This is a genomic window from Rhizobium sp. CFBP 13644 (genome assembly GCF_014842165.1).
Lineage (GTDB): Bacteria > Pseudomonadota > Alphaproteobacteria > Rhizobiales > Rhizobiaceae > Agrobacterium > Agrobacterium tumefaciens_C.
On record NZ_JACYVF010000001.1, the window covers coordinates 48520 to 70480 of the forward strand.

At 56.5% G+C, this 21961-nt stretch carries 19 protein-coding genes; 9 read left to right on the forward strand and 10 right to left on the reverse strand.

The features are described 5' to 3' along the window. The first annotated feature begins 60 nt into the window (after nucleotides 1-60). The 3 genes from IFT53_RS00230 to IFT53_RS00240 all read left to right on the forward strand — a co-directional run bounded on the left by IFT53_RS00230 (nucleotide 61) and on the right by IFT53_RS00240 (nucleotide 3930). A complete protein-coding gene (locus IFT53_RS00230) occupies nucleotides 61-1944 on the forward strand; it encodes an ABC-F family ATP-binding cassette domain-containing protein (protein WP_192063777.1) in 1884 nt (627 codons plus the stop codon). Nucleotides 1945-2066: 122 nt separating this feature from the next. After that, nucleotides 2067-2909: a polysaccharide deacetylase family protein gene (locus IFT53_RS00235; RefSeq protein WP_192063776.1), complete on the forward strand. Its 843-nt coding sequence runs from the start codon at nucleotides 2067-2069 to the stop codon at nucleotides 2907-2909. A 94-nt stretch (nucleotides 2910-3003) separates the two neighbouring features. Then, nucleotides 3004-3930: a Gfo/Idh/MocA family protein gene (locus IFT53_RS00240; protein WP_192063775.1), complete on the forward strand. Its 927-nt coding sequence runs from the start codon at nucleotides 3004-3006 to the stop codon at nucleotides 3928-3930. Nucleotides 3931-3949: 19 nt separating this feature from the next. On the opposite strand, the gene IFT53_RS00245 is transcribed toward IFT53_RS00240, so the two are convergent. Genes IFT53_RS00245 through IFT53_RS00255 form a run of 3 tightly spaced genes read right to left on the reverse strand, consistent with a single transcriptional unit; the run spans nucleotide 3950 to nucleotide 6983 of the window. Beyond that, nucleotides 3950-4978 (reverse strand): GGDEF domain-containing protein, encoded by a 1029-nt coding sequence (locus IFT53_RS00245; protein ID WP_192063774.1) that lies wholly within the window; start codon nucleotides 4976-4978, stop codon nucleotides 3950-3952. A gap of 32 nt (nucleotides 4979-5010) precedes the next feature. After that, nucleotides 5011-5460: a DNA polymerase III subunit chi gene (locus IFT53_RS00250; protein ID WP_192063773.1), complete on the reverse strand. Its 450-nt coding sequence runs from the start codon at nucleotides 5458-5460 to the stop codon at nucleotides 5011-5013. A gap of 32 nt (nucleotides 5461-5492) precedes the next feature. Next, nucleotides 5493-6983 carry a leucyl aminopeptidase gene (locus tag IFT53_RS00255; protein WP_192063772.1) on the reverse strand — a complete coding sequence of 497 codons (1491 nt, stop codon included), beginning with the start codon at nucleotides 6981-6983 and terminating at the stop codon, nucleotides 5493-5495. A gap of 274 nt (nucleotides 6984-7257) precedes the next feature. On the opposite strand from IFT53_RS00255, the gene lptF reads away from it, so the two are divergent. From lptF to rsmA, 6 genes are all read left to right on the forward strand, one after another. Further along, complete coding sequence (gene lptF, locus IFT53_RS00260) at nucleotides 7258-8427, forward strand: LPS export ABC transporter permease LptF (protein ID WP_192063771.1); 1170 nt, start codon at nucleotides 7258-7260, stop codon at nucleotides 8425-8427. Then, a complete protein-coding gene (lptG, locus tag IFT53_RS00265) occupies nucleotides 8424-9512 on the forward strand; it encodes an LPS export ABC transporter permease LptG (protein WP_192063770.1) in 1089 nt (362 codons plus the stop codon). Before lptF ends, lptG begins: the two co-directional genes overlap by 4 nt. Then, a complete protein-coding gene (locus IFT53_RS00270) occupies nucleotides 9512-11887 on the forward strand; it encodes an LPS assembly protein LptD (RefSeq protein WP_192063769.1) in 2376 nt (791 codons plus the stop codon). The genes lptG and IFT53_RS00270 overlap by 1 nt, the downstream gene beginning before the upstream one ends. Before the next feature lie 285 nt (nucleotides 11888-12172). Beyond that, nucleotides 12173-13117, forward strand: a complete 945-nt coding sequence (locus IFT53_RS00275; RefSeq protein WP_192063768.1) for a SurA N-terminal domain-containing protein — start codon at nucleotides 12173-12175, stop codon at nucleotides 13115-13117. Between the two features lie 16 nt (nucleotides 13118-13133). Further along, a complete protein-coding gene (pdxA, locus tag IFT53_RS00280; RefSeq protein WP_192063886.1) occupies nucleotides 13134-14153 on the forward strand; it encodes a 4-hydroxythreonine-4-phosphate dehydrogenase PdxA in 1020 nt (339 codons plus the stop codon). After that, complete coding sequence (rsmA, locus tag IFT53_RS00285; protein ID WP_042618591.1) at nucleotides 14153-14995, forward strand: 16S rRNA (adenine(1518)-N(6)/adenine(1519)-N(6))-dimethyltransferase RsmA; 843 nt, start codon at nucleotides 14153-14155, stop codon at nucleotides 14993-14995. The genes pdxA and rsmA overlap by 1 nt, the downstream gene beginning before the upstream one ends. A 61-nt stretch (nucleotides 14996-15056) precedes the next feature. On the opposite strand, the gene gmk is transcribed toward rsmA, so the two are convergent. The 7 genes from gmk to fabD all read right to left on the reverse strand — a co-directional run bounded on the left by gmk (nucleotide 15057) and on the right by fabD (nucleotide 21892). Next, nucleotides 15057-15728 carry a guanylate kinase gene (gene gmk, locus IFT53_RS00290; protein ID WP_192063767.1) on the reverse strand — a complete coding sequence of 224 codons (672 nt, stop codon included), beginning with the start codon at nucleotides 15726-15728 and terminating at the stop codon, nucleotides 15057-15059. Between the two features lie 5 nt (nucleotides 15729-15733). After that, nucleotides 15734-16621, reverse strand: a complete 888-nt coding sequence (locus tag IFT53_RS00295; RefSeq protein ID WP_192063766.1) for a YicC/YloC family endoribonuclease — start codon at nucleotides 16619-16621, stop codon at nucleotides 15734-15736. 55 nt (nucleotides 16622-16676) lie between these two features. Then, nucleotides 16677-17900: an endolytic transglycosylase MltG gene (gene mltG / locus IFT53_RS00300; protein WP_042618594.1), complete on the reverse strand. Its 1224-nt coding sequence runs from the start codon at nucleotides 17898-17900 to the stop codon at nucleotides 16677-16679. Nucleotides 17901-18148: 248 nt separating this feature from the next. Continuing rightward, a complete protein-coding gene (gene fabF / locus IFT53_RS00305; RefSeq protein ID WP_192063765.1) occupies nucleotides 18149-19417 on the reverse strand; it encodes a beta-ketoacyl-ACP synthase II in 1269 nt (422 codons plus the stop codon). A 242-nt stretch (nucleotides 19418-19659) separates the two neighbouring features. After that, nucleotides 19660-19896, reverse strand: coding sequence for an acyl carrier protein (locus IFT53_RS00310; RefSeq protein ID WP_006727438.1), 237 nt, complete (start codon nucleotides 19894-19896; stop codon nucleotides 19660-19662). A gap of 285 nt (nucleotides 19897-20181) precedes the next feature. Next, nucleotides 20182-20919: a 3-oxoacyl-[acyl-carrier-protein] reductase gene (fabG, locus tag IFT53_RS00315; RefSeq protein ID WP_192063764.1), complete on the reverse strand. Its 738-nt coding sequence runs from the start codon at nucleotides 20917-20919 to the stop codon at nucleotides 20182-20184. A 28-nt stretch (nucleotides 20920-20947) separates the two neighbouring features. Then, nucleotides 20948-21892, reverse strand: a complete 945-nt coding sequence (gene fabD, locus IFT53_RS00320; RefSeq protein WP_192063763.1) for an ACP S-malonyltransferase — start codon at nucleotides 21890-21892, stop codon at nucleotides 20948-20950. Nucleotides 21893-21961: the final 69 nt, after the last annotated feature.

Below are 21961 nucleotides of genomic sequence, written 5' to 3' on the forward strand. Positions count from 1 at the left end.
GGTTGATACTTTGGCTTTCGCGCTCTTGCGTTCGGAGTTGAGTTCGGCCAAAACGGCGGCATGATTACCATTTCAGACGTTTCCGCCCGTATTGCCGGGCGCTTGCTCCTCGACCACGCCAGCGTTTCGCTGCCCACTGGCACCAAGGCTGGCCTCGTTGGCCGCAATGGTGCGGGTAAATCCACGCTGTTCCGCGTCATTACCGGCGATCTGGGGGCAGAGACAGGCTCTGTCTTCATTCCCAAGAATGCGCGCCTCGGACAGGTGGCTCAGGAAGCCCCCGCAACGGAAGAAAGCCTGATCGACATCGTGCTGGCTGCCGACAAGGAGCGTGCTGCACTGATGCTGGAAGCAGAGACCGCAACAGATCCGGGCCGCATCGCAGATATCCAGATGCGCCTTGTCGATATCGATGCGCATTCCGCCGAAGCGCGTGCATCCAGCATTCTGGCTGGTCTGGGCTTTGATCAGGAAGCCCAGCTTCGCCCCGCATCTTCCTTTTCCGGCGGCTGGCGCATGCGCGTGGCGCTGGCTTCCGTTCTGTTTGCCGAGCCTGACCTTCTGCTGCTCGATGAGCCTACCAACTATCTCGACCTTGAAGGCACGCTCTGGCTGGAAGATTACATCCGCCGCTATCCCTATACGGTCATCATCATCAGCCATGACCGCGACCTGTTGAACAATGCCGTTAACGCCATCGTGCATCTGGACCAGAAGAAGCTGACCTTCTATCGCGGCGGATACGACCAGTTCGAGCGCCAGAAGGCTGAAGCTGACGAGTTACAGACAAAAGCCAAGGTCAAGAACGATGCCGCCCGCAAGCACTTGCAGAGCTTCATCGACCGTTTCAAGGCGAAAGCCTCCAAGGCAAAGCAGGCCCAGAGCCGTGTAAAGGCGCTGGAGCGTATGGGAACCGTGTCATCCGTCATCGAAGATCACGTTCAGCCGATCACCTTCCCTGAACCGGAAAAGCAGCCCGCCTCGCCTATCGTTGCTATCAATGGCGGTGCGGTGGGATATGAGCCGGGCAACCCTATCCTCAAAGGCTTGAACCTGCGCATCGACAACGATGACCGCATCGCGCTTCTGGGTTCTAACGGTAACGGCAAGTCCACCTTCGCCAAGTTCATCTCCGGTCGTCTCGCACCTGAAAGCGGCGATTTGCGGCTGGCACCAGCGCTGAAGATCGGCTTCTTCGCTCAGCACCAGCTGGATGATCTTGTGCCGGAAGAAAACCCGGTCGAGCATGTGCGCAAGCTGATGCCCCAGGCACCGGAAGCCAAGGTCCGTGCCCGCGTGGCGCAGATGGGTCTCGCAACGGAAAAAATGGCAACGCCCGCCAAGGATCTGTCCGGTGGCGAAAAGGCGCGCCTTCTGATGGGCCTTGCAGCGTTTCACGCGCCGAACCTGCTCATTCTCGATGAGCCGACCAACCACCTTGATATCGATAGCCGTCGTGCGCTGATCGAGGCGTTGAACGACTATAATGGCGCCGTCATTCTCATCTCGCATGATCGCCACCTGATCGAAGCCACCGTCGACCGCCTCTGGCTCGTCAACAACGGCACGGTGACGACCTTCGAAGGCGATATGGATGAATACCGAGATCTGATTGTCTCTTCGGGTAAAAAAAAAGACGAAAAAATTGAAGTCGTCTTAGACGGCGCTTCGAAAGCAGACCAGCGCAAGGCTAATGCTGAAAAGCGCGCCGCGCTGGCCCCATTGAAGAAAAAGATCAACGATATTGAATCCTTGACGGCAAAGCTTGAGAAGCTGATTCAGGCGCTTGATAAGGAACTTGGCGATCCAAGCCTTTACGAGAAGGCGCCTGCCAAAGCCGCGTTGAAAGTGAAGGAACGGGGCGAAGCTGCCAGCAAACTCGCGGACGCGGAAGAGCAGTGGTTGATGCTCTCAAGCGAATATGAAGAAGCAATGGCCGGATAATCGGCTCTTAGGTGCTGTCGTTCATCGGCGTTATTCTAAGACCGCCCGGAAGTAACCAGTCATTAACCATAATCATGGAAACCATGCTGTAACACTTCAGTGATTCCAGCCTCGAGTTTTTCATGTCATTTCAAACCATACTGGCCAATATTGCACTGGCCACATGCCTTGTTGCCTGCGCGGGAAAGCCGCCGGTTGATGGCTCATTGAAGACCTCCTTTGCGGCATCTGCGCCGGTGGGCTCATCGCTCAAGGCAGATGATCCGGTTGCTCTGTCTCCCGTGGCGTGGATGCGTCCGCGAAACCCAGCCGGGCTTGCGGGACGTGATATTTACGTTTCCTCCGCGGACGATATCGCCCTTGCCAACAAGGAGGTTGTGCTGAGCTTCGATGATGGCCCGGTGCCCGGCAAGACCGAGAGCATTCTTGCCACGCTGGATGAGTTCGGCGTCAAGGCCACCTTCCTCATGGTGGGAGAAATGGCGCAGGCTCACCCTGACATTGCCAAAAAGGTCATTGCTGACGGCCACAGCGTTGGTAGCCACACTTATAGCCACCCCAATTTGCGCGCCCTGTCTTTTGATCGCGCACTAGCGGAAGTCTCCCGTGGTGCCAGCGCGGTTTCAAAGGCGACGGATAACGGCGCGTCATTCTTCCGCTTCCCATATCTGGCGGACAATGGCCGTCTGCGCCATATGGTCTCGGACCGTGGCATGGTCATCATGGATGTGCAGATCGATTCGAAGGATTACTTCAAGGATGCGCCCGCCGTCGTCGCATCGCGCACCATGGCAGCGCTTCGCCATCGCGGCAGCGGCATCATATTGATGCACGATATTCACAGACGCACAGCCGCCATGTTGCCGGCGCTGCTGACCCAGTTAAAGGCAGAGGGCTACAAGGTCGTGCACCTTGTCTACAAGAAAAACAGCCACAAGCCGATGGTTGTCGCCTCTTTGAACTGATGGACATCTCGGAGCCTTGCCGACTCCGATGTTTCTGATAGAACTGCATAAAGTACTATTTTTCGAGTGAAACATTCAAACGGGTTTTTCTTTCATGTCAGCCACCAAACTTGCCATCGTCGGCGTCGGCAAAATCGTTCGCGATCAACACCTTCCAGCCATTGCCGCCAATCCGGATTTTGATCTGGTCGCCACTGCCAGCCGTCATGGTACGGTTGAAGGTGTGCCGTCCTATGGCACTATCGAGGCTCTGCTGGAAGCAGTTCCCGATGTGCAGGCCGTGTCTCTCTGCATGCCGCCGCAATATCGTTACACCGCTGCCTATGCCGCGCTCAACGCTGGCAAGCATGTGTTTCTGGAAAAGCCACCAGGTGCGACACTGTCCGAAGTGCAGGATCTTTCGCGACTGGCTGATGCCAAGGGCGTTTCACTGTTTGCAAGCTGGCATTCGCGCTACGCGCCTGCTGTAGAAGCCGCCAAAAGCTTCCTGTCCTCCACGAAGATCAACAGCGTGCACGTCATCTGGAAGGAAGACGTTCGCCACTGGCATCCTAATCAGGAATGGATATGGCAGGCTGGTGGCCTCGGCGTTTTTGATCCCGGCATCAATGCTTTGTCGATCATCACCCACATTCTGCCGCGCGCGCTCTTTATTACCAAAGCGACGCTCGAGTTCCCGGAAAACCGTGACGCGCCAATCGCTGCCGACATCCGCTTTTCCGACGTGACTCAGATGCCGGTTCACGCCGAGTTCGACTGGCGTCAGACGGGCAAACAGAGCTGGGATATCGTAGCGGAAACCGAAGCGGGCCAGATGGTTCTGTCCGAAGGCGGTGCTAAGCTCTCGATCAACGGCGAGCAGACGATGGCCGCGCCGGAGCGGGAATATCCCGCCCTCTACGAACGCTTCGCGGAGATCATCAAATCAGGCACATCGGACGTGGATCTTGCCCCGCTCATGCACGTCGCTGATGCGTTCCTGCTCGGCCGCCACAAGTTCGTGGATTCCTTCTTCGACTAAGCGAAAGCGTCGATAAACACTACGACTGGGCGCGGCTGATGAATCGGTTGCGCCCTTCTTTTTTGGCCTGATATAGCGCTTCATCCACGCGCCGTAATAGCGCCACCCTGTCATTGCCCGCCTGCGGGGCCATCGCACCACCGATGCTCAGATTGGCAACAACGCTTCTGCCGTTGATGACAAAAGGCTCGCGGAATGCATTCAGCAGCCGCTCAGCAATTTTCTCCAGTGTTTCCGGTGCCTGCGGGCGCGGCAGGAAGACGGCGAACTCATCCCCGCCCATGCGCACAACAGTGTCCTGTGAGCGGACGCAGCGCCTGATGCGCGCAGCAGATTCCTGCAGCACGGCATCACCCGCATCGTGGCCATGCTCATCATTGATGGATTTGAAACCATCCATATCCAGATAAAGTGCGCCGAATGTTCCGTTATCCCGCAACACCTCGCTCATCTGTTCATCGACAACCAGCTCCAAGGCATTACGGTTGAAAAAGCCTGTCAGTGGATCTGTCATGGCTGCATTCCGCAACTCGCGTTGTGCAAGGCTCATGGTGAAATTAGCCCGCTGCAATCGAAGCAGCGCACCGGCAATCGTCGCAAACCGTTTCAGATTGGCCTGCTCATCCGCGCTGAACTGGCGCGGTTTCGGATCGGTAACGCAAAACGAACCGACCACCAGCCCCGACTCCAGCTCGATGGGCGCTCCGGCGTAGAAACGGATGTGCGGAGTTTCGACAACATAGGGCATGGAGCGCCATTGCGGTTCTTCAGCAAGATCAGGAATGACGACCAATTCATTGGTCAAAACTACTACGTTGCAGGTGGTGATATCCCGCGCGCATTCACTGACCTCTTCGCCAGACTGGTGGACAATGTGCAGCCAGTTATCATCGAGAATGTGAACCGCTGCACGCGAGGTGCCAAACATTTCCCTCGCCAGCCTTGAAAGCGATTTCAGCTCCTGCGCAGCACCGGACAGAGGCAATATTTCGCGCACGGCCATGAGCCGCGCGGTATCCTGGTCCGAAGGTGGTGTTGTTTTCGCCATGGAAGTATCCTCCTCGCGATGCCTGATCAGCTTCAAGCCTTCTTCTGCCAGCGACCTTCCGGTGATTGCTGCCAGTAGGTTAATGTGTGCCCTTCGCCTTTAAGCTTTTTCCACTTGGTGCGAGCACCTTCCAGTTGAGCCGCATCATAGCCATCGAACATAAACACGATGCGGTCATAGACATCCAGCGCCGGAGGGTCTGCACCATCGACGATGAAACGGACATTGGCCGCATTGGCATTATCAGACGTTGCCGTCAGCAAGATCGGCTGATCGGCGGCCTTGTCTGATGCGTCGGTGGCATGGGGCGTGAAACTGTCATCCCGAAATGTCCAAAGGTGCACGTCGAGCGCATCACGGCGCTCCACAGCAGCGGTCTGGACCGCGACCTTCCAGCCGCGCTCCAGAGATTTTTCGAGAAGCGGCGGCAGGGCATCTTCCAGCTTTGATTCCGTCAAGTGGTAGAAAAGTATCTCTGTCATCGAAACGCCCGCAGCCCCTTCCTCATCAACATTCAATCCTCATAATGCGCGCGAACAAGCTCATTGAGGAGACGAACGCCGTAACCGGAGCCCCAGGACTGGTTGATCTCGGTGAGCGGCGAGCCCATGGCTGTTCCTGCAATATCAAGATGCGCCCAAGGCGTCTCACCCACGAAGCGCTTGAGGAACTGGGCCGCCGTAACCGATCCGGCGAGACGGCCAGAGCTGTTCTTCATATCCGCAAACTTCGAATCGATGATCTTGTCGTAATCCTTGCCCAGCGGCATGCGCCACAAGCGTTCCTGGGTGGTGTCACCTGCCGTCGTCAGTCGATCTGCAAGCTCATCGTCATTCGAGAACAGGCCAGCCTGAAGATTGCCGAGTGCGACAGTGATAGCGCCGGTCAAGGTGGCCAGGTTGATAATGAATTTCGGCTTGAAGCGATCATTGGTGTACCAAAGCGCATCCGCCAGAACGAGGCGACCTTCCGCATCCGTGTTGATGATCTCGATGGTCTGGCCAGACATCGACGTAACGATATCACCCGGACGCTGCGCGTTACCGTCAGGCATGTTTTCCACAAGGCCGATGACGCCGATGACATTGGCCTTTGCCTTGCGCGCAGCCAGCGTGTGCATCAGACCTGTCACAGCCGCCGCTCCGCCCATGTCGCCCTTCATGTCTTCCATACCAGCGCCGGGTTTCAGGGAGATACCGCCGGTATCAAACACCACACCCTTGCCGACAAAGGCAATCGGATCGTCTTTCTTGGAGCCACCTTTCCACTGCATGATGGCGAGCCGTGGTGGCCGAACGGACCCTTGAGCAACGCCCAAAAGCGCACCCATGCCAAGCTTCTTCATTTCCTTTTCGCCAAGGATTTCAACCTCAACGCCGAGTTTCTTCAACTCTTCTGCCTTTTCGGCAAACTCGACCGGCCCCAGAACATTCGGAGGAAGGTTCACAAGATCGCGGGCGAGGATAACGCCCTCAGCCTCCGCCTCAGCCGTTTCGAACGCGGCTTTCGCCTGCGCGTGGGCGGCTGTTACAATCGTCACCTCCACGCTTTTCGGCAGCTTTTCATCGTCGGACTTCTTTTTTGTCTTGTAGGTATCGAAGCTGTAGGCCCGCAGCATCAAACCGAGCGCAAAATCAGCCGCCGCCTTGCCATCGACCTCAACGCCGAACGCATCGAGAAAGATGACCACTTTTTCGGCTTTCTTGAAGTTGGCAGCCGCTGTTCCACCGGCACGCAACCAGTCATGCGCCGTGAGTTTCGCGGCTTTGCCGAGACCGATCACAACGATTCTGTCTGCATCGGAACCCTGAGGTGCCAACACATCCAGAACGCTCATGGATTTAGCGGCAAAACCGGCAACTTTGACCGCTTTCTCAAGCACACGGGCAGGGTCAACCTGCGCCTGGCCGGCGGCTGCGTTGTCGCCAGATACCTGCAAAAGAAATGCACTGGCACCTTCGAGAGTGGCGGAATTGGCAAAGGATATATCAAATTTCGCGGACATGTTCTCGCTCATCATCGTATTTCAGGATGCCACCGATCATGGCCTTTTCCCAGCCCGGCGCAACCCTGCCATCGTATCTGTCAGTGTCAATTTTGTGAATCAGTGGAAGGACATGGCGAAAAACCCTCATCAAGAAAAAGACACAGAGGTCATAAAAATGATCTTACAAATGAGATTTGTGAGCCGGGCGGAATAGCCATCCGTAATTGTTGCGGCTAGATAGGAGCCGTTCCCACGGGGGGAACCGGCACGAAGACACCTCATCAGGGACCGAATGACGCTTCTTGAACGATACATATTGCGACGTGCGACGCAGATGTTTCTGGTCGCGCTGCTGCCTGTTCTGGCGATTATCTGGACGATTCAGGTTCTTCAGCGAATCAATCTCGTCACGGATACCGGCCAGTCCATGGGTTCGTTCGCCACCCTGGCGACCATGCTGCTGCCCACACTGATCCCCGTTGTTCTGCCATTTGCGCTGGTCATTGCCATTACGCAGACGCTGACAGCGATGAACACGGATTCGGAGCTGGCGATCATCGATGCAGCCGGTGCGCCGCGCTCGATCATCGTTCGGCCCATTCTCATCCTCGGTGCAGTTCTGAGCCTAGTCTCATTCGGCATTACCAATTTCGCGGAGCCGCCAGCCCGCACCGCTGCGCGGCAAATGGTGGCCGCGGCCTATGCCGACCTTCTGTCCTCGGTCATCGAGGAAAAGACCTTCCGCACCATTCAGGACGGCCTCTATGTCCAGATCGGCGAGCGGCAGGGCCGCATTCTGCGTGGGCTGTTCGTGGCGGACAGACGCGATCCCAATTACGATCTGATCTATTATGCCAAGGAAGGCATGATCGATGAGGGCGGCACGTCGCTGACGATGCGCGATGGCGAGGTCCAGCAGAAGACGCCAGACGGCAAGGTATCCGTCGTCAAGTTCCTGTCCTACGCTTTCGACCTCTCCACCATGTCTGAAAAGGCGGATGCCGAGCCTTCGATCTCATCGAGTGATGCGAGTCTCGCCTTCCTTTTGTCGCCCGATGAGACCGTAGACAGCTACAAGAAGTCACCCGGTGGCTTCCGTTCGGAACTGCATCGTCGTTTGGCGGATTGGCTGTTTCCCTTCGTTTTTGCCTTGATTTCGCTGGTCGTCGCTGGTGATGCGCGCTCCCACCGCGAAGCACGGCTGCATCCGATGGTGGCTGCGCTCATCACGGCCTTCATGCTCCGCTGGCTCGGTTTCTACGTCACCAATCAGGTGAAGCAAAGCGCCGCATTCATTCCGCTGGTTTACGCCGTTCCTGTCGTCAGCGGCGCAATCGCTACCTTCCTCTTGCTGACCGGCAAGAAGCTCCATTTGCCAAAGGCATTTGGCAACGCGATCCAGAACATTCAGAAGCGGTTCTCGCCGTCCACGGCAGCAGGCACCGGAGGTAACGGCGCATGATGTTTGGCACCCTCGCCCGCTATTTCCTCAAGCGCTATGCCATGACGACGTTCTGGTTCCTGCTTGGCGTATCCTCGATTATCTTTCTTGCCGATTTCAGCGAGACAGCCCGACGCATGTCCGGTCTGCCGGGATATTCCGTCCCAGCGGCCCTTGGTCTGACTGCGCTGCGTCTTCCGCTTATTCTTCAGCAAACGGTGCCGTTCATCGCGCTGTTTGTTGGCATGACGACGCTGATCTCGCTCAATCGTCGCTACGAGCTGGTGGTCACGCGGGCAGCCGGAATTTCAGCGTGGCAGTTCATTCTGCCGTTTGTCGGCGGCGCTGTGCTGCTTGGCATTCTATCAGTGACGGTTCTCAATCCCATCGCGGCATGGGGCGAAAGCAAGTCGTTGGCTGTTGAATCGGGTTGGCGCAATGAAGGCGATGCAGGCCGTCAGCAGCAAACCCTTCCCTGGCTGCGTCAGAGCAGCGGTGGCCAAGACACGATCATTGGCGCCAAGAGCTTTGAAGATAACGGAACGCTTCTGAAGGATGTGGTGCTCGTACACCTCGATCAGGACGGCAATATCCTTTTTCGGCAGGACGCGATGTCCGCGAAGTTGGAAGATGGTTACTGGCTTCTTAACGACGTGGCCGAGATCAGACCCGGTCATGTGCCGACCCGACAAGCGACCGCGAGAATCAGTACCAATCTGAGACAGGAATTCGTTCAGGAGCGCCTTACGCAGCCTGAAACTGTTGCTTTTTTTGATCTTTCTCACAAAATCGAGGTAGCGCAGTCTTTCGGGATTTCTTCGAAGGCGCTGGAGACACAGTACCACTTCCTGTTGTCCATGCCTTTTCTTCTCGTGGCGATGACGTTCATTGCCGCGACTGTTTCATTAAAGTTCAGCCGTTTTGCACAGTCTCGCTCAGTGATTCTGGGTGGAATCGTTTCCGGCTTCGTGCTTTATGTAGTAACCGTGCTCGTAAGGGCATTCGGGAGTAGCGGTGTCGTTCCTCCCTTCGTTGCGGTCTGGGTTCCAGTCGTCGTAGCGTTGGCATTGGGGGCGACAATTCTGCTTCATCAGGAGGACGGCTAGTGGCGGCATTTGACCGCGGGAATATCAGACGGCTTACAACAGCCCTTCTGACTGGTGCTGCTGTGTGCGCATACGTGGCGACTGCCTCAAGCTCATTTGCTGAGGACGGCGTCATTGTTGGCGATCCACAAGACCAATCAAAACTCCTGCTAACAGCAAACGAACTGACCTATAATAAAGATGCAGAACGCGTCATCGCGACCGGTGGCGTGCGCCTGCATTACACCGGCTACCGCATGGTGGCCCAGCGCGTCGAATACGATCAGGGAACTGGTCGCGTGCTGGCACGTGGCAATATCGAATTGATCGAGCCGGGCGGCAACCGCATCTATGCGGATGAGCTGGATGTGACCGACGATTTCGGTCAAGGCTTTGTCAACGCGCTGCGTGTGGAAACGACTGACAATACCCGCATCGCCGGTGAAAGCGCTGAGCGTCTTTCGCAAGACGTCATGGTCCTGAACAACGGCGTTTACACCGCATGCCTTCCCTGCTCTGAGCGGCCTGACAAGGCGCCTTTGTGGCAGGTCAAGGCTGAACGCGTCATTCAGGACGGCAAGACGCACACTGTGCGGCTGGAAAAAGCTCGTTTTGAGCTCTTCGGCAAATCCATTGCCTATCTTCCGTTCATCACGGTCCCGGACAACACCGTCAAGCGTAAGTCGGGCTTCCTGTTCCCGCGCATGAGCGTGACGGATAATCTCGGCTTCGGCATCGGCGTTCCCTATTATCAGGTCCTGTCCGATTCAGCTGACGTCACCGTCACCCCGACCTATTACACCTCGCAAGGTTTGTTGCTGGAAGGTGAATTGCGTCAGCGGTTCGAGATGGGAACGCACACGGTGCGTGCCGCTGGTATCAACCAGATGAATCCTCAGGATTTTGACGTCAACACCAGCGACTCGTTGAACGATACGCGTGCGATGATTGCGTCCAAGGGTGAGTTCACGATCAATCCTCGCTGGACTTTCGGTTGGGATGCCATGGTGCAGACCGACAACAACTTCTCGCGAACCTACGGTTTGAAGGATTACAAGAACTCCGTTCAGACCAACAAGATCTATCTCTCCGGTCTTGGGGAGCGTAACAGCTTTGACGTGAACGCCTATTATTTCAACGTTCAGGACACCGATGATTCGGAGGCCAAGGAACGCAAGCAGGCAATCGTTCACCCGGCTCTCGACTACCGGTACTTCTTCCCGGATCCGGTCTATGGCGGCGAACTTTCGTTGACGACGAACTTCACCAGCATAACCCGGCAAAGCCAGGACGCGTATAATCTCGGGTCATCATCCCGCTTCAACGGTCTGGAAGGGTCTTACACCCGCTTCACCACCGAAGCCGAATGGAAGCGCACCTATACGTTTGATAGCGGTCTGCTGCTGACGCCTCTCGTCGCAGCCCGTGGCGATGCGTTGTGGACCGATATGGCGACGAACAGCTTCGGCGTGGGCGTGCCATCCTATGATGGCACAATCAATGATGACGCATCGTTGCGCGGTATGGCGACATTCGGCCTCGAAGCCCGCTATCCCGTTCTCTTCACTGCGCTGCACAGCAACCACGTGATTGAGCCAATTGCGCAGATTTTTGTGCGGCCCAATGAATCCTACGCCGGTGAACTTCCAAACGAAGACAGCCAGGCCTTTGTATTCGATGCGACCAATCTTTTCGAGCGTGACAAGTTCTCGGGTTTTGACCGTATCGAGGGTGGCACACGCGCCAATCTCGGTGTCCGCTACAACGGCACCTTTGACAATGGCTATGGCATTCGCGGAATTGCCGGTCAGTCGTTCCATCTCGGCGGCACCAACTCGTTCGCGTCCAATGACCTCGTGAATGCCGGCGCGGACTCCGGTCTTGAAACGGATCGTTCCGACTACGTCGCCATGGCCGCGATTGACGCTCCCATTGGCCTCTCGCTCTCCTCCAGCTTCCGCTTCGACAAGGACAGTTTCGAGGTCAATCGCTCCGAGACAGCTGTCGCCTATACGGATAATCGTATTTCGGGCAAAGTCAGTTACACGCAGGTCAAGGCACAGCCTGAATATGGTTATGATCGCAAGCGCGACATCATCCAGACATCTGGCAAGCTGCGTCTTGACGATAACTGGGCCTTGTTCGGAGCTATCAATTACGATCTGAACAACAAATTCTCCAGCGAACGACGCATCGGTATTCTCTATCAGGATGAATGCACGATCTTCACCGTCAGCTATTCGGACGAAGGCAGTATCAATTCGGTTCGAGAATCCGCCAATGACTGGTCCGTCAATGCGCGTCTGGCCTTCAGAACGCTGGGTGATATCAGTGTCGGCTCTGCAAGCACGGATTGGGATGACGCCGATATCGGCTGGAAGCCAAACAATTTCTGATAACTGTTGCGGCGGAGTGAAAGCTCCGCCGTTGCTTATTTGGCAGATGTGATTGACGACCGGGTCTCGCGCCACCGTTTTGCCGCAAGATAACTGCAGTGGTGACAGGTCTGCGCGATTGCTGTTCGGCCCGCTACGGTGATATAGACAGTCGCGTTCACTGTTAAACTTAACAGCCGCCCAAGATATTGGTTGACGAACGGATGTATCCGTTTCATCCGATAAGCAGGATACTTGAAAAAGCCGTGACGCTGTTCAGTGGCTTATCGACAGGGAGAGAACAGGATGAAACTCGGAAAGACGGCGTTGCGCAGTGTAGCATTCGCCTTCGCGATTTTCGCAGTTCCCATGATCGTTACCTTGCCCGCTCAGGATGCTTTCGCAGCCAATACGGTCAAGGTCGTTGTCAACAAGACACCGATCACCAGTGATGACATTGCCAGACGCGTTGCCTTTCTCAAATTGCAGCGCCAGTCTGGAAATCTCGCTGAAAAAGCGCGTGAGCAGCTGATCGATGAAGCGCTGAAGCGTGAAGAAATTGGACGCGTCAAAATGTCTGTCAGCACGGCTGATGTTGACGCGTCATTTGCCCGCTTCGCCTCCACCAACAAGATGACGACGGATCAGTTGACCAAGGTTCTTGCGCAGGCTGGCGTTGGCGCTGAACACTTCAAATCGTTCATCGCAGTTCAGATGAGCTGGCCTCGTCTGGTCAACGCGCGCTATGGCGGCAGAAACAAGATGTCGACGCAGGATTTCGTCACGCGCCTGAAAGAGCGTGGCGACAAGCCTGTGACCAACGAGTATTTTCTGCAGCAGATCATTTTTGTGATTCCAGAAGCGAAGCGCAGTGCCATCACAGGCAAGCGTAAGTCCGAAGCTGAAGCCTCTCGCAAACGGTATCCCGGCTGCGAACAGGGCAAGACATTTGCGGCAACGATGCTTGATGTCTCCATCAAGGATCTTGGTCGGATGCTCGAGCCCGAATTGCCGCCGGATTGGAAGCCACTGGTGGAAAAGACACCGGAAGGTGGCACCACCGGAACCCGCGTTACCGAAAAGGGTGTCGAATATCTGGCGATCTGCAAGAAGCAGCAGGTATCTGACGACTACGCAGCCGAGGTCGTTTTCCGTGCGGAAGACCTGACAAAGGCTGAAAAAGGCGAAAACCCGAACGAGAAGAAATATCTCGACGAGCTCCGCAAGAAAGCCCAGATTACCAGCACCTGACGAGAAAGTGTCTTTCTTGACCCTGCAAAACATCACCCTTGCTGTTACCCAAGGCGACCCGGCCGGGATCGGTCCCGATATCACGATTGTGGCTTGGTCAAAGCGCAAAGAGCTTGGGCTGCCGCCATTCATATTGGTTGGCGATCCTGACGTCATCAGCAGCCGCGCCCATCTTCTTGGCATCGATTGCCCTGTCAAAATATGCGAGCCCGAGCAGGCGGCGGCGATTTTCCCCAATGCCTTGCCGGTGTTTGCAATTCCAGTCGGATTTGATGTTCTTGCCGGTCAACCGCATGTTGGTGCGGCACTTGCCACCATCAAGGCGATTGAGACTGCAGTGCAGTTTACCGTCGACAAGCGCGTCTCGGCTGTTGTCACCAATCCCATTGCGAAGTCTGTGCTTTACGAAGCTGGCTTTGGCTATCCCGGCCATACCGAGTTTCTGGCAGAGCTTGCCAAAAAACTGACAGGACAGGCCACCACGCCGGTTATGATGATTGCCGGACCGAAACTGCGTGTTGTCCCTGTGACGATCCACATCCCGATTGCCGAAGTTCCAGGCGCACTCACAGAAGAGTTGATCGTCAAGACCTGCCGCATCATTGCTGCTGATCTGAAGGAAAAGTTTGGCATCCAAACCCCTCGCCTTGCCGTTGCTGGATTAAACCCACATGCGGGCGAAGATGGCGCGATTGGCACTGAGGATGGTGACATCATCCACCCCGCGACAGTGCAGCTGCGCAAGGATGGTATCGACGCCTTTGGTCCTTTACCAGCCGATACCATGTTCCATGATGCCGCACGAAGACGTTATGATGTTGCCGTGTGCATGTATCACGATCAGGCGCTCATCCCGGCGAAGGCGCTCGGCTTCGATGATTCTGTCAATGTCACGCTTGGCCTGCCCTTCATCCGCACATCGCCCGATCACGGCACAGCCTTTGGCATTGCCGGACAAGGCATCGCCAACGAATCGAGCCTCGTTGCCGCTTTGAAAATGGCATCCGAAATCGCGACGCGGCGGGCGAACGCATAATGGCAGGCATTGATGGTCTGCCTCCACTTCGCGACGTCATCGAGCGGCACGGACTGGATGCGAAAAAATCGCTTGGGCAAAACTTCCTGCTCGATTTGAACCTGACGCAGAAGATCGCCCGGACGGCGGGGCCGCTTGAGGGCGTAACCGTCTTCGAGGTTGGTCCTGGGCCAGGTGGCCTCACGCGTGCGATCCTTTCACTGGGCGCGAAGAAAGTCATCGCGGTCGAGCGCGACAGTCGCTGCATTCCTGCACTTGCAGAAATCGCCGATCATTATCCCGGGCGTCTGGAGGTCATTGAGGGCGATGCGCTGAAGACGGATTTCGAGACCATGGTCGCCCATGGCGAACCGGTGCGCATCATCGCGAACCTCCCCTATAATGTTGGTACGCAGTTGCTCATCAACTGGCTTACGCCGCGGCAGTGGCCACCTTTCTGGCTGTCACTCACGCTGATGTTCCAGAAAGAGGTTGGGCAGCGGATCGTGGCGGAAGAAGGTGACAACCATTATGGACGTCTTGGCGTTCTCACCGGTTGGCGCACGGTTCCAGAAATGGCATTCGACGTGCCGCCGCAGGCCTTCAGCCCGCCGCCTAAAGTAACGTCGACGGTGGTGCATCTTCTGCCCAGAGAAAAGCCTCTGCCCTGCGAAGTGACCAATCTGGAAAAGGTGACAGAAGCTGCCTTCGGCCAGCGCCGCAAGATGCTGCGCCAGAGCGTCAAATCCATCGGTGGTGAAGCTTTGCTGGAAAAGGCCGGTATCGACCCAACGCGCCGCGCTGAGACGCTGTCTGTGGAAGAATTCGTGCGACTGGCGAATATGATGGGCGACGCACGCTAAAAAAAATCTCGCGGCTTGTAGACCGCGAGATGTATCAATCTGACCGGAACCTTTGTCAGCCTTAGCGGCTCGGCAGCGCCGGCACTTCTTCCAGCAATTCGCGCACGAAATCGAACATGCCATGGCGCCTGTCGCGGCGAACGCGCTCTGCTTTTACGATGGCTTCAATGGCTTCGAAAGCCGCCTGCAGGTCATCGTTGAGGATGACATAATCGTAGTCGCGCCAGTGCTCGATCTCGGAGCGAGAATTGGCCAGACGCGTCTGTATGACCTCTTCCGTATCCTCTGCCCGGCGATGCAGGCGAGATTGTAGCTCGGTCATGGTGGGGGGCAGAATGAAGATGGAAACGACATCCGCTTTCATCTTGTCCTGCAGCTGCTCAGCGCCCTGCCAATCGATATCGAACAGCATGTCCTTGCCTTCGGCCATGGCTGTTTCAACAGGCTCACGCGGTGTGCCGTAGAAATTGCCGTGCACTTCGGCCCATTCCAGCAGTTCTTCCCCATCCCGCATGCGCTCGAAATCACGCTTGGAAATGAACTGGTAGTGAATTCCGTCGATTTCACTCTGGCGGCGCGGTCTCGTCGTTACACTGACGGACAGGCTGATATTCTTGTCTTTTTCCAGCAGATTGCGGGCGATGGTGGATTTGCCTGCGCCCGATGGCGAGGAGATGACCAGCATCAAGCCCCTGCGGGCGATATGGACGGGAGGATTGCTGGCGGACGCCATGGGGTCTACTCCAGATTTTGGACCTGTTCGCGGAATTGATCGATCACGACTTTCAATTCTATACCAGCAGCGGTTACAGCACTGGCATTGGATTTGGAACAGATAGTATTGGACTCGCGGTTAAATTCCTGTGCAAGAAAATCGAGCTTGCGTCCAACTGGCACACCGCCGTTCAAAAGGTCTCTCGCTGCCGCAACATGGCCGTTCAAACGGTCAATTTCTTCCCGCAAATCCGCCTTGGTGGCAAGCAGAACTGCCTCGGCGTGCAGACGGTCGCTGTCCAGCCCACTGGTGCCACCGGCAATCAACGCAATCTGCGCCGAAAGGCGCGCGCGGATCTGCTCTGGCTGACGCGAGGGATCGGCTTCGATGGTTGCTGTGAGCTGCTCTATGCGGTCGATATGGCCGGACAGGATCGTATGAAGGGTTGCCCCTTCCCGCTCGCGCATGGTGGTCAAAGCCGATATTGCGGCCACGAAACCTTCGATGATGTCGCGGTTGCGTGTCTCTTGCGCGTCGGCGCTTTCCTCCGGCTCCTTGAACTCCACAAGACCACGAATGGACAGCAAGGTGTCCAGGCTGAGCGGCGCATCACTGACGACGGTCCCGAGATCCCGTTTCAGTGCGAGAACGGCATCCAGAGCATCACGGTTGATGACAGCCTCCTGCCTTGCCTCTGCCGTGGCAACGCTAAGGCCCGCCTGGATATTCCCTCGCGAAAGGCTTTTCGAAGCAATGTCCCGCAAATCGGCTTCGAGCGCTTCCATGCCGGTTGGCAGCCTTAGACGAAGATCAAGGCCCTTGCCGTTGACGGAGCGGAGTTCCCATGTCCATCGGAACCGCCCGCACGAGCCTTCGCTCCGCGCAAAGCCAGTCATGGATTGCAATGCCATCAAATATACCCCTCGAAAAACCGCCGCAGCCATGGGGCTGCAGCGGTGTATCATATCAATTGTTTGTCGCGGGACGCTCGGCTTGTGATCCGGCTGGTTGACCGTCCACCACGCCTTCGGGCGTTCCACCAGCCGCAGCCTTCTCGGCCTCGATCTTGCGCCAGCGGCGAACATTGGCGTTGTGCTCGTCCAATGTCTTGGCAAAGGCGTGGCCACCCGAGCCATCCGCCACGAAATAGAGATCGTCGGTGCGCCACGGATTGGCAGTCGCCTCCAGCGCAGCACGACCCGGATTGGCAATCGGGTGCGGTGGCAGACCGCGGATAATGTAGGTGTTGAACGGCGTCTCTTTCTGGAGGTCCGACTGATAGATCGGGCGGTCAGAAGGCTTTCCTTCGCCACCGAACAATCCGTAGATAATCGTCGGGTCAGATTGCAGGCGCATGTTCTTTTTCATGCGGTTGTAGAACACCGATGCGACATGGCCGCGCTCATCGTCCTTGCCGGTTTCCTTCTCCACGATTGATGCGAGTGTGACGAATTCCTCGATCGTCTTGAGCGGAAGATCAGGGTCGCGACGTTCCCATATGGCCTGCACCAGACGCGATTGGGCAACGCGCATCTGATCAACCACTTCTTCGCGCCTTGTGCCGCGGGTGAAGGGGTATGTATCGGGGCGCAAGGAACCTTCCGCTGGCAATTCGGCGGGCAGATTGCCCTCCAGCACCGGTTCAGCCGCGAGACGTGCAAACATCTGCTTGACCGTCAGCCCTTCCGGCATTGCCACGGAATAAAGAATGGATTTGCCCGATTCGAGCAAAGCCAGAATATCTTTCATCGAGGTACGGGCTTTGATTTCGTATTCACCAGGCTTCGGCGTCTGACCGCCCGCGAGATACTTGTCAGCCATCAGGCGAAAAATGCGGGCGTTGGAAATCGCGCCGCTTCGCTCCAGATTGCTGGCAATTTCCGCAAGCCCGGCACCGTTGCGCACCGTAATCGTCGTATTCGTCTCCAGAGGACCTGCCTCGTGAAACGAATTCAGCATGTAATAAAAGCCAGCGATGGCAATGATGCAGACAGCCACAACCAGCGTCATAAGGAAATTGAGGAAGATAACCAGCTGGCTGTGAGCCTTGCGGGAACGCTTTGGCGGAGACGGAACCTTCTCCGGTCTTAGAGCTTCAGTCGGTGATTTCGGAATGATCGGGCCACCCTTGCTCTCAGTGAAGCCTTCGCGTCCTTGAGGGGCCTGATTGTTCTCTCTCGTATCGCTCACCGGCGGTCCTTTTCAGTTCAGCATTACAGCGGCTTAATGAGCAGTCAATGCGGCAAAAACAGGTTCGGCAGGCCATTCTGCACAGTTAGATCAACATCCGGAACATATACGAAGCAGCGAAAAATCAAGCCCTCGACCAATCAGGCGAGATCGCTTGTAACAGCGCAAGCTTGATCGATACTGACCTGCACGATCGACTGGACGTGAGACGAAGGTCGCATTCAAGATGCGACCCTCAGAAAGCCTTGTCAGCCTTCGTAACGACGCAACACCAGCGAGGCGTTGGTGCCGCCGAAACCGAAGGAGTTTGACAAGGCGACATCGACCTTACGCTTGCGCGCTGTGTGGGGCACGAGATCGATGGCAGTCTCGACATCGGGATTATCGAGATTGAGCGTTGGCGGCACGATGTTATCGCGGATGGCCAGCACGGCGAAGATCGCCTCGATTGCACCAGCAGCACCCAACAGGTGGCCCGTTGCCGACTTGGTGGACGACATCGAAATCTTCGATGCGGCATCACCCACGAGACGCTCGACAGCGCCAAGCTCAATCGTGTCGGCCATGGTCGATGTACCATGGGCGTTGATATAGTCGATATCGGAAGGCGCGAGACCCGCACGCTTCAGCGCCATGGCCATGCAGCGATAAGCGCCCTCACCGTCTTCGGATGGTGCCGTGATATGGAACGCATCGCCGGACAGGCCGTAGCCTACGACTTCCGCGTAGATCTTTGCGCCACGCGCCTTGGCGTGTTCCAGCTCTTCCAGAACCACAATTCCGGAACCCTCACCCATGACGAAACCATCGCGGTCCCGGTCATAGGGGCGCGAAGCCTTCTGCGGATCGTCATTGTGCTGGGTGGAAAGCGCCTTGCAGGCAGCAAAACCGGCAAGCGAGATGCGGCAAACAGGCGATTCGGCGCCTCCGGCGACCATCACGTCGGCATCCCCCAACATGATCAGCCGCGCAGCATCACCAATGGCGTGCGCGCCGGTTGAGCAGGCGGTTACAACGGAGTGGTTGGGGCCACGCAACTTGTGGCGAATGGAAACCTGGCCGGAAATGAGATTGATCAGACGGCCGGGAATGAAAAATGGAGAGATACGGCGTGGGCCCTTGTCGCGCAGCGTATAGCCAGCCTCGACAATACCTTCCAGACCACCGATGCCGGAGCCAATCAGAACGCCCGTCATAATCTGGTCTTCGTCTGTGCCGGTGGATGGGTGCCAGTTGGCGTCTTTCAACGCCATTTCAGCGGCAGCCATGCCGTAAACGATGAAGGGATCGACCTTGCGCTGCTCTTTAGGCTCCATCCAGTCGTCAGCGTTGAAGGTGCCTTCGGTGCCGTCACCAACAGGGATACGGCAAGCGATTTTTGCAGGAAGATCCTCGACTTCGAACTCTGTGACGAGACGAGCACCATTATGGCCCGCGAGAAGGCGCTGCCAGCTGATTTCTGTTCCACAGCCAAGAGGAGATACCATGCCGGTACCGGTGATAACGACACGTCTCATCGTCAATGCTCCGCCCCTAACCCTATCATCGCTAGCGCATCGGCCCGAAAACCGGAAGCGATTTTCGCGAGGGCAATGCGTATATTTCAAGTCTATAACACGCTGTAGACCCGACGGTTACGCGCGCGTAAGGCATTTAGGATGCCATTCTGATGACGCAAGTCATCAGAGAATAAAATATTGGCCCGGACTGGCCGGGCCATATCGGGAAGGCGCAGGCCTCCCCTAAGCATTTCAAACGATCAGGCCTGAGCCTTTTCGATGAACTTTACAGCGTCGCCGACTGTAAGGATCGAGTCCGCTGCGTCGTCTGGAATTTCAACGCCGAATTCTTCTTCGAAAGCCATGACCAGTTCAACGGTGTCGAGCGAGTCAGCGCCCAGATCGTCGATAAAGCTTGCGCCTTCGACGACTTTTTCGGCGTCAACGCCAAGATGATCAACTACAATTTTCTTTACGCGTTCTGCGATATCGCTCATGTCGGTTTCCTCGACCTTTACTTTGAAAGGAATGCCCTCTTTAGGCATCCTGCCCTGTTAAAACCCCCAGGCGCCTTTTCAGCAGACGCCTTGGGCAAACCCGTTCAACCCGTCTCAAGCTAAACATCGCGCTAAGAAATCGCAACGGTCGCTTTTGTTTCCGGGACGACTGTTCACAGTCTTCGCCCGCTTAACACGGTTTCCAGCGGGAAAAAAGCCTTAAAATAATGCTAAGCATCTTGCTCTACAGGCATTTTTCCCTCTGCGCCCCGTTTGGGGCAGATATTAAATCATCGCCATGCCGCCATTCACATGCAGGGTCTGACCCGTCATGTAGCTGGCTTCGTTGGATGCGAGATAGAGAACGGCAGATGCGATTTCCGTCGCCGTGCCCATCCGCCTCATGGGAATAGCACCCATGATAGCATCTTTCTGCTTGTCATTGAGCTTTCCTGTCATGGCGCTTTCAATGAAGCCGGGAGCCACGCAGTTGACGGTAACGTTGCGCGTGGCAATTTCCTGCGCCAGCGACTTGGAAAAGCCGATCATACCGGCCTTGGAGGCGCAGTAGTTGGCCTGACCGGGATTGCCCGTCACGCCGACGATGGACGTGATGTTGATGATGCGACCAAAGCGGCGGCGCATCATGGGATGCGTCAGCTCACGCGTCAGGCGGAATGTGGAGGTCAGGTTGACCTCGATGACATTGTCCCAGTCTTCATCGCTCATGCGAACGAACAGGCCGTCCTTGGTGATACCGGCATTGTTGACGAGAATATCGACGCCGCCAAGCTCAGCCTCAGCCTTTTCGCCCAGCGCTTTCACTTCGGCGCGGTCGGAAAGATTTGCCGGGAAGACCATGACGCGATCGCCAAGTTCCGTCGCCAGCGCTTCCAGCTTTTCAACGCGGGTGCCGTGAAGACCCACAATCGCGCCCTGGGCGTGGAGCGTGCGGGCAATCTCTTCGCCGATGCCGCCGGTAGCGCCTGTGATAAGAGCCTTGCGGCCCGTCAGATCAAACATCGTGTTCGTCCTTTCTGTGTCTCTTGGATCAGCCGATAAGGGTCTGAAGTGCAGCGTCGATATCAGCTGGCGTGTTGAGCGAAATGCCGGTCACGGACTTGTCTATACGGCGGGCAAGCCCGGTCAGCACCTTGCCTGATCCGATTTCGTAAAGTGTGGTTACATCATTGGCAGCAAACCATTCCACTGTCTCGCGCCAACGCACCTGGCCGGTGACCTGCTCCACCAGAAGATCTGCGATCTCATTGGCGTCAGAAACTGGAGCAGCGCGAACATTGGCAACGACAGGCACGACTGGGTTATGCTTGCCGACGCTTGCAAGCGCCTCGCGCATGGCCTGCGCCGCAGGTGCCATCAATGCGGAATGGAAAGGCGCAGAAACAGGCAGCATGATGGCGCGCTTGGCACCTTTTTCCGTCGCAAGCGCTGCGGCTTTCTCAACGGGTGCCTTGGCACCGGAAATGACGAGCTGACCGCCGCCATTATCATTGGCGATCTGGCAGACGCCATCGGCAGCAGCCTGCGCGCAGATTGCCTCGACATCGCTGTGCTCGAGACCAATTATGGCAGCCATGGCGCCCTCACCGGCTGGAACAGCGGCCTGCATGGCATTGCCGCGAATGCGCAGCAAGCGAGCAGTATCGGAAAGCGAGAATGTTCCAGCAGCGCACAAGGCGGAATATTCGCCAAGTGAATGACCAGCAACGTAGGAAACCTTATTGGCCAACGAAAGGCCCTTGGCTTCCAGCACGCGCATGACGGCGACCGAAACGGCCATGAGCGCAGGCTGGGCATTGGCGGTCAGCGTCAGCGTTTCCTCTGGGCCGTTCCAGATAATGTCTGAAAGCTTCTGTCCGAGGGCCTCATCGACCTCTTCGAAAACCGCACGCGCCTCTGCAAAGTTGTCGGCGAGCTCTTTGCCCATACCAACAGCCTGACTGCCCTGCCCTGGAAATGTGAATGCAATAGCCATGGGATATTGTCCTTCTTATCTGGCCAAAAGTCCGGCCTTGCCTGCAAATCGTGAATTTCCATTCACATT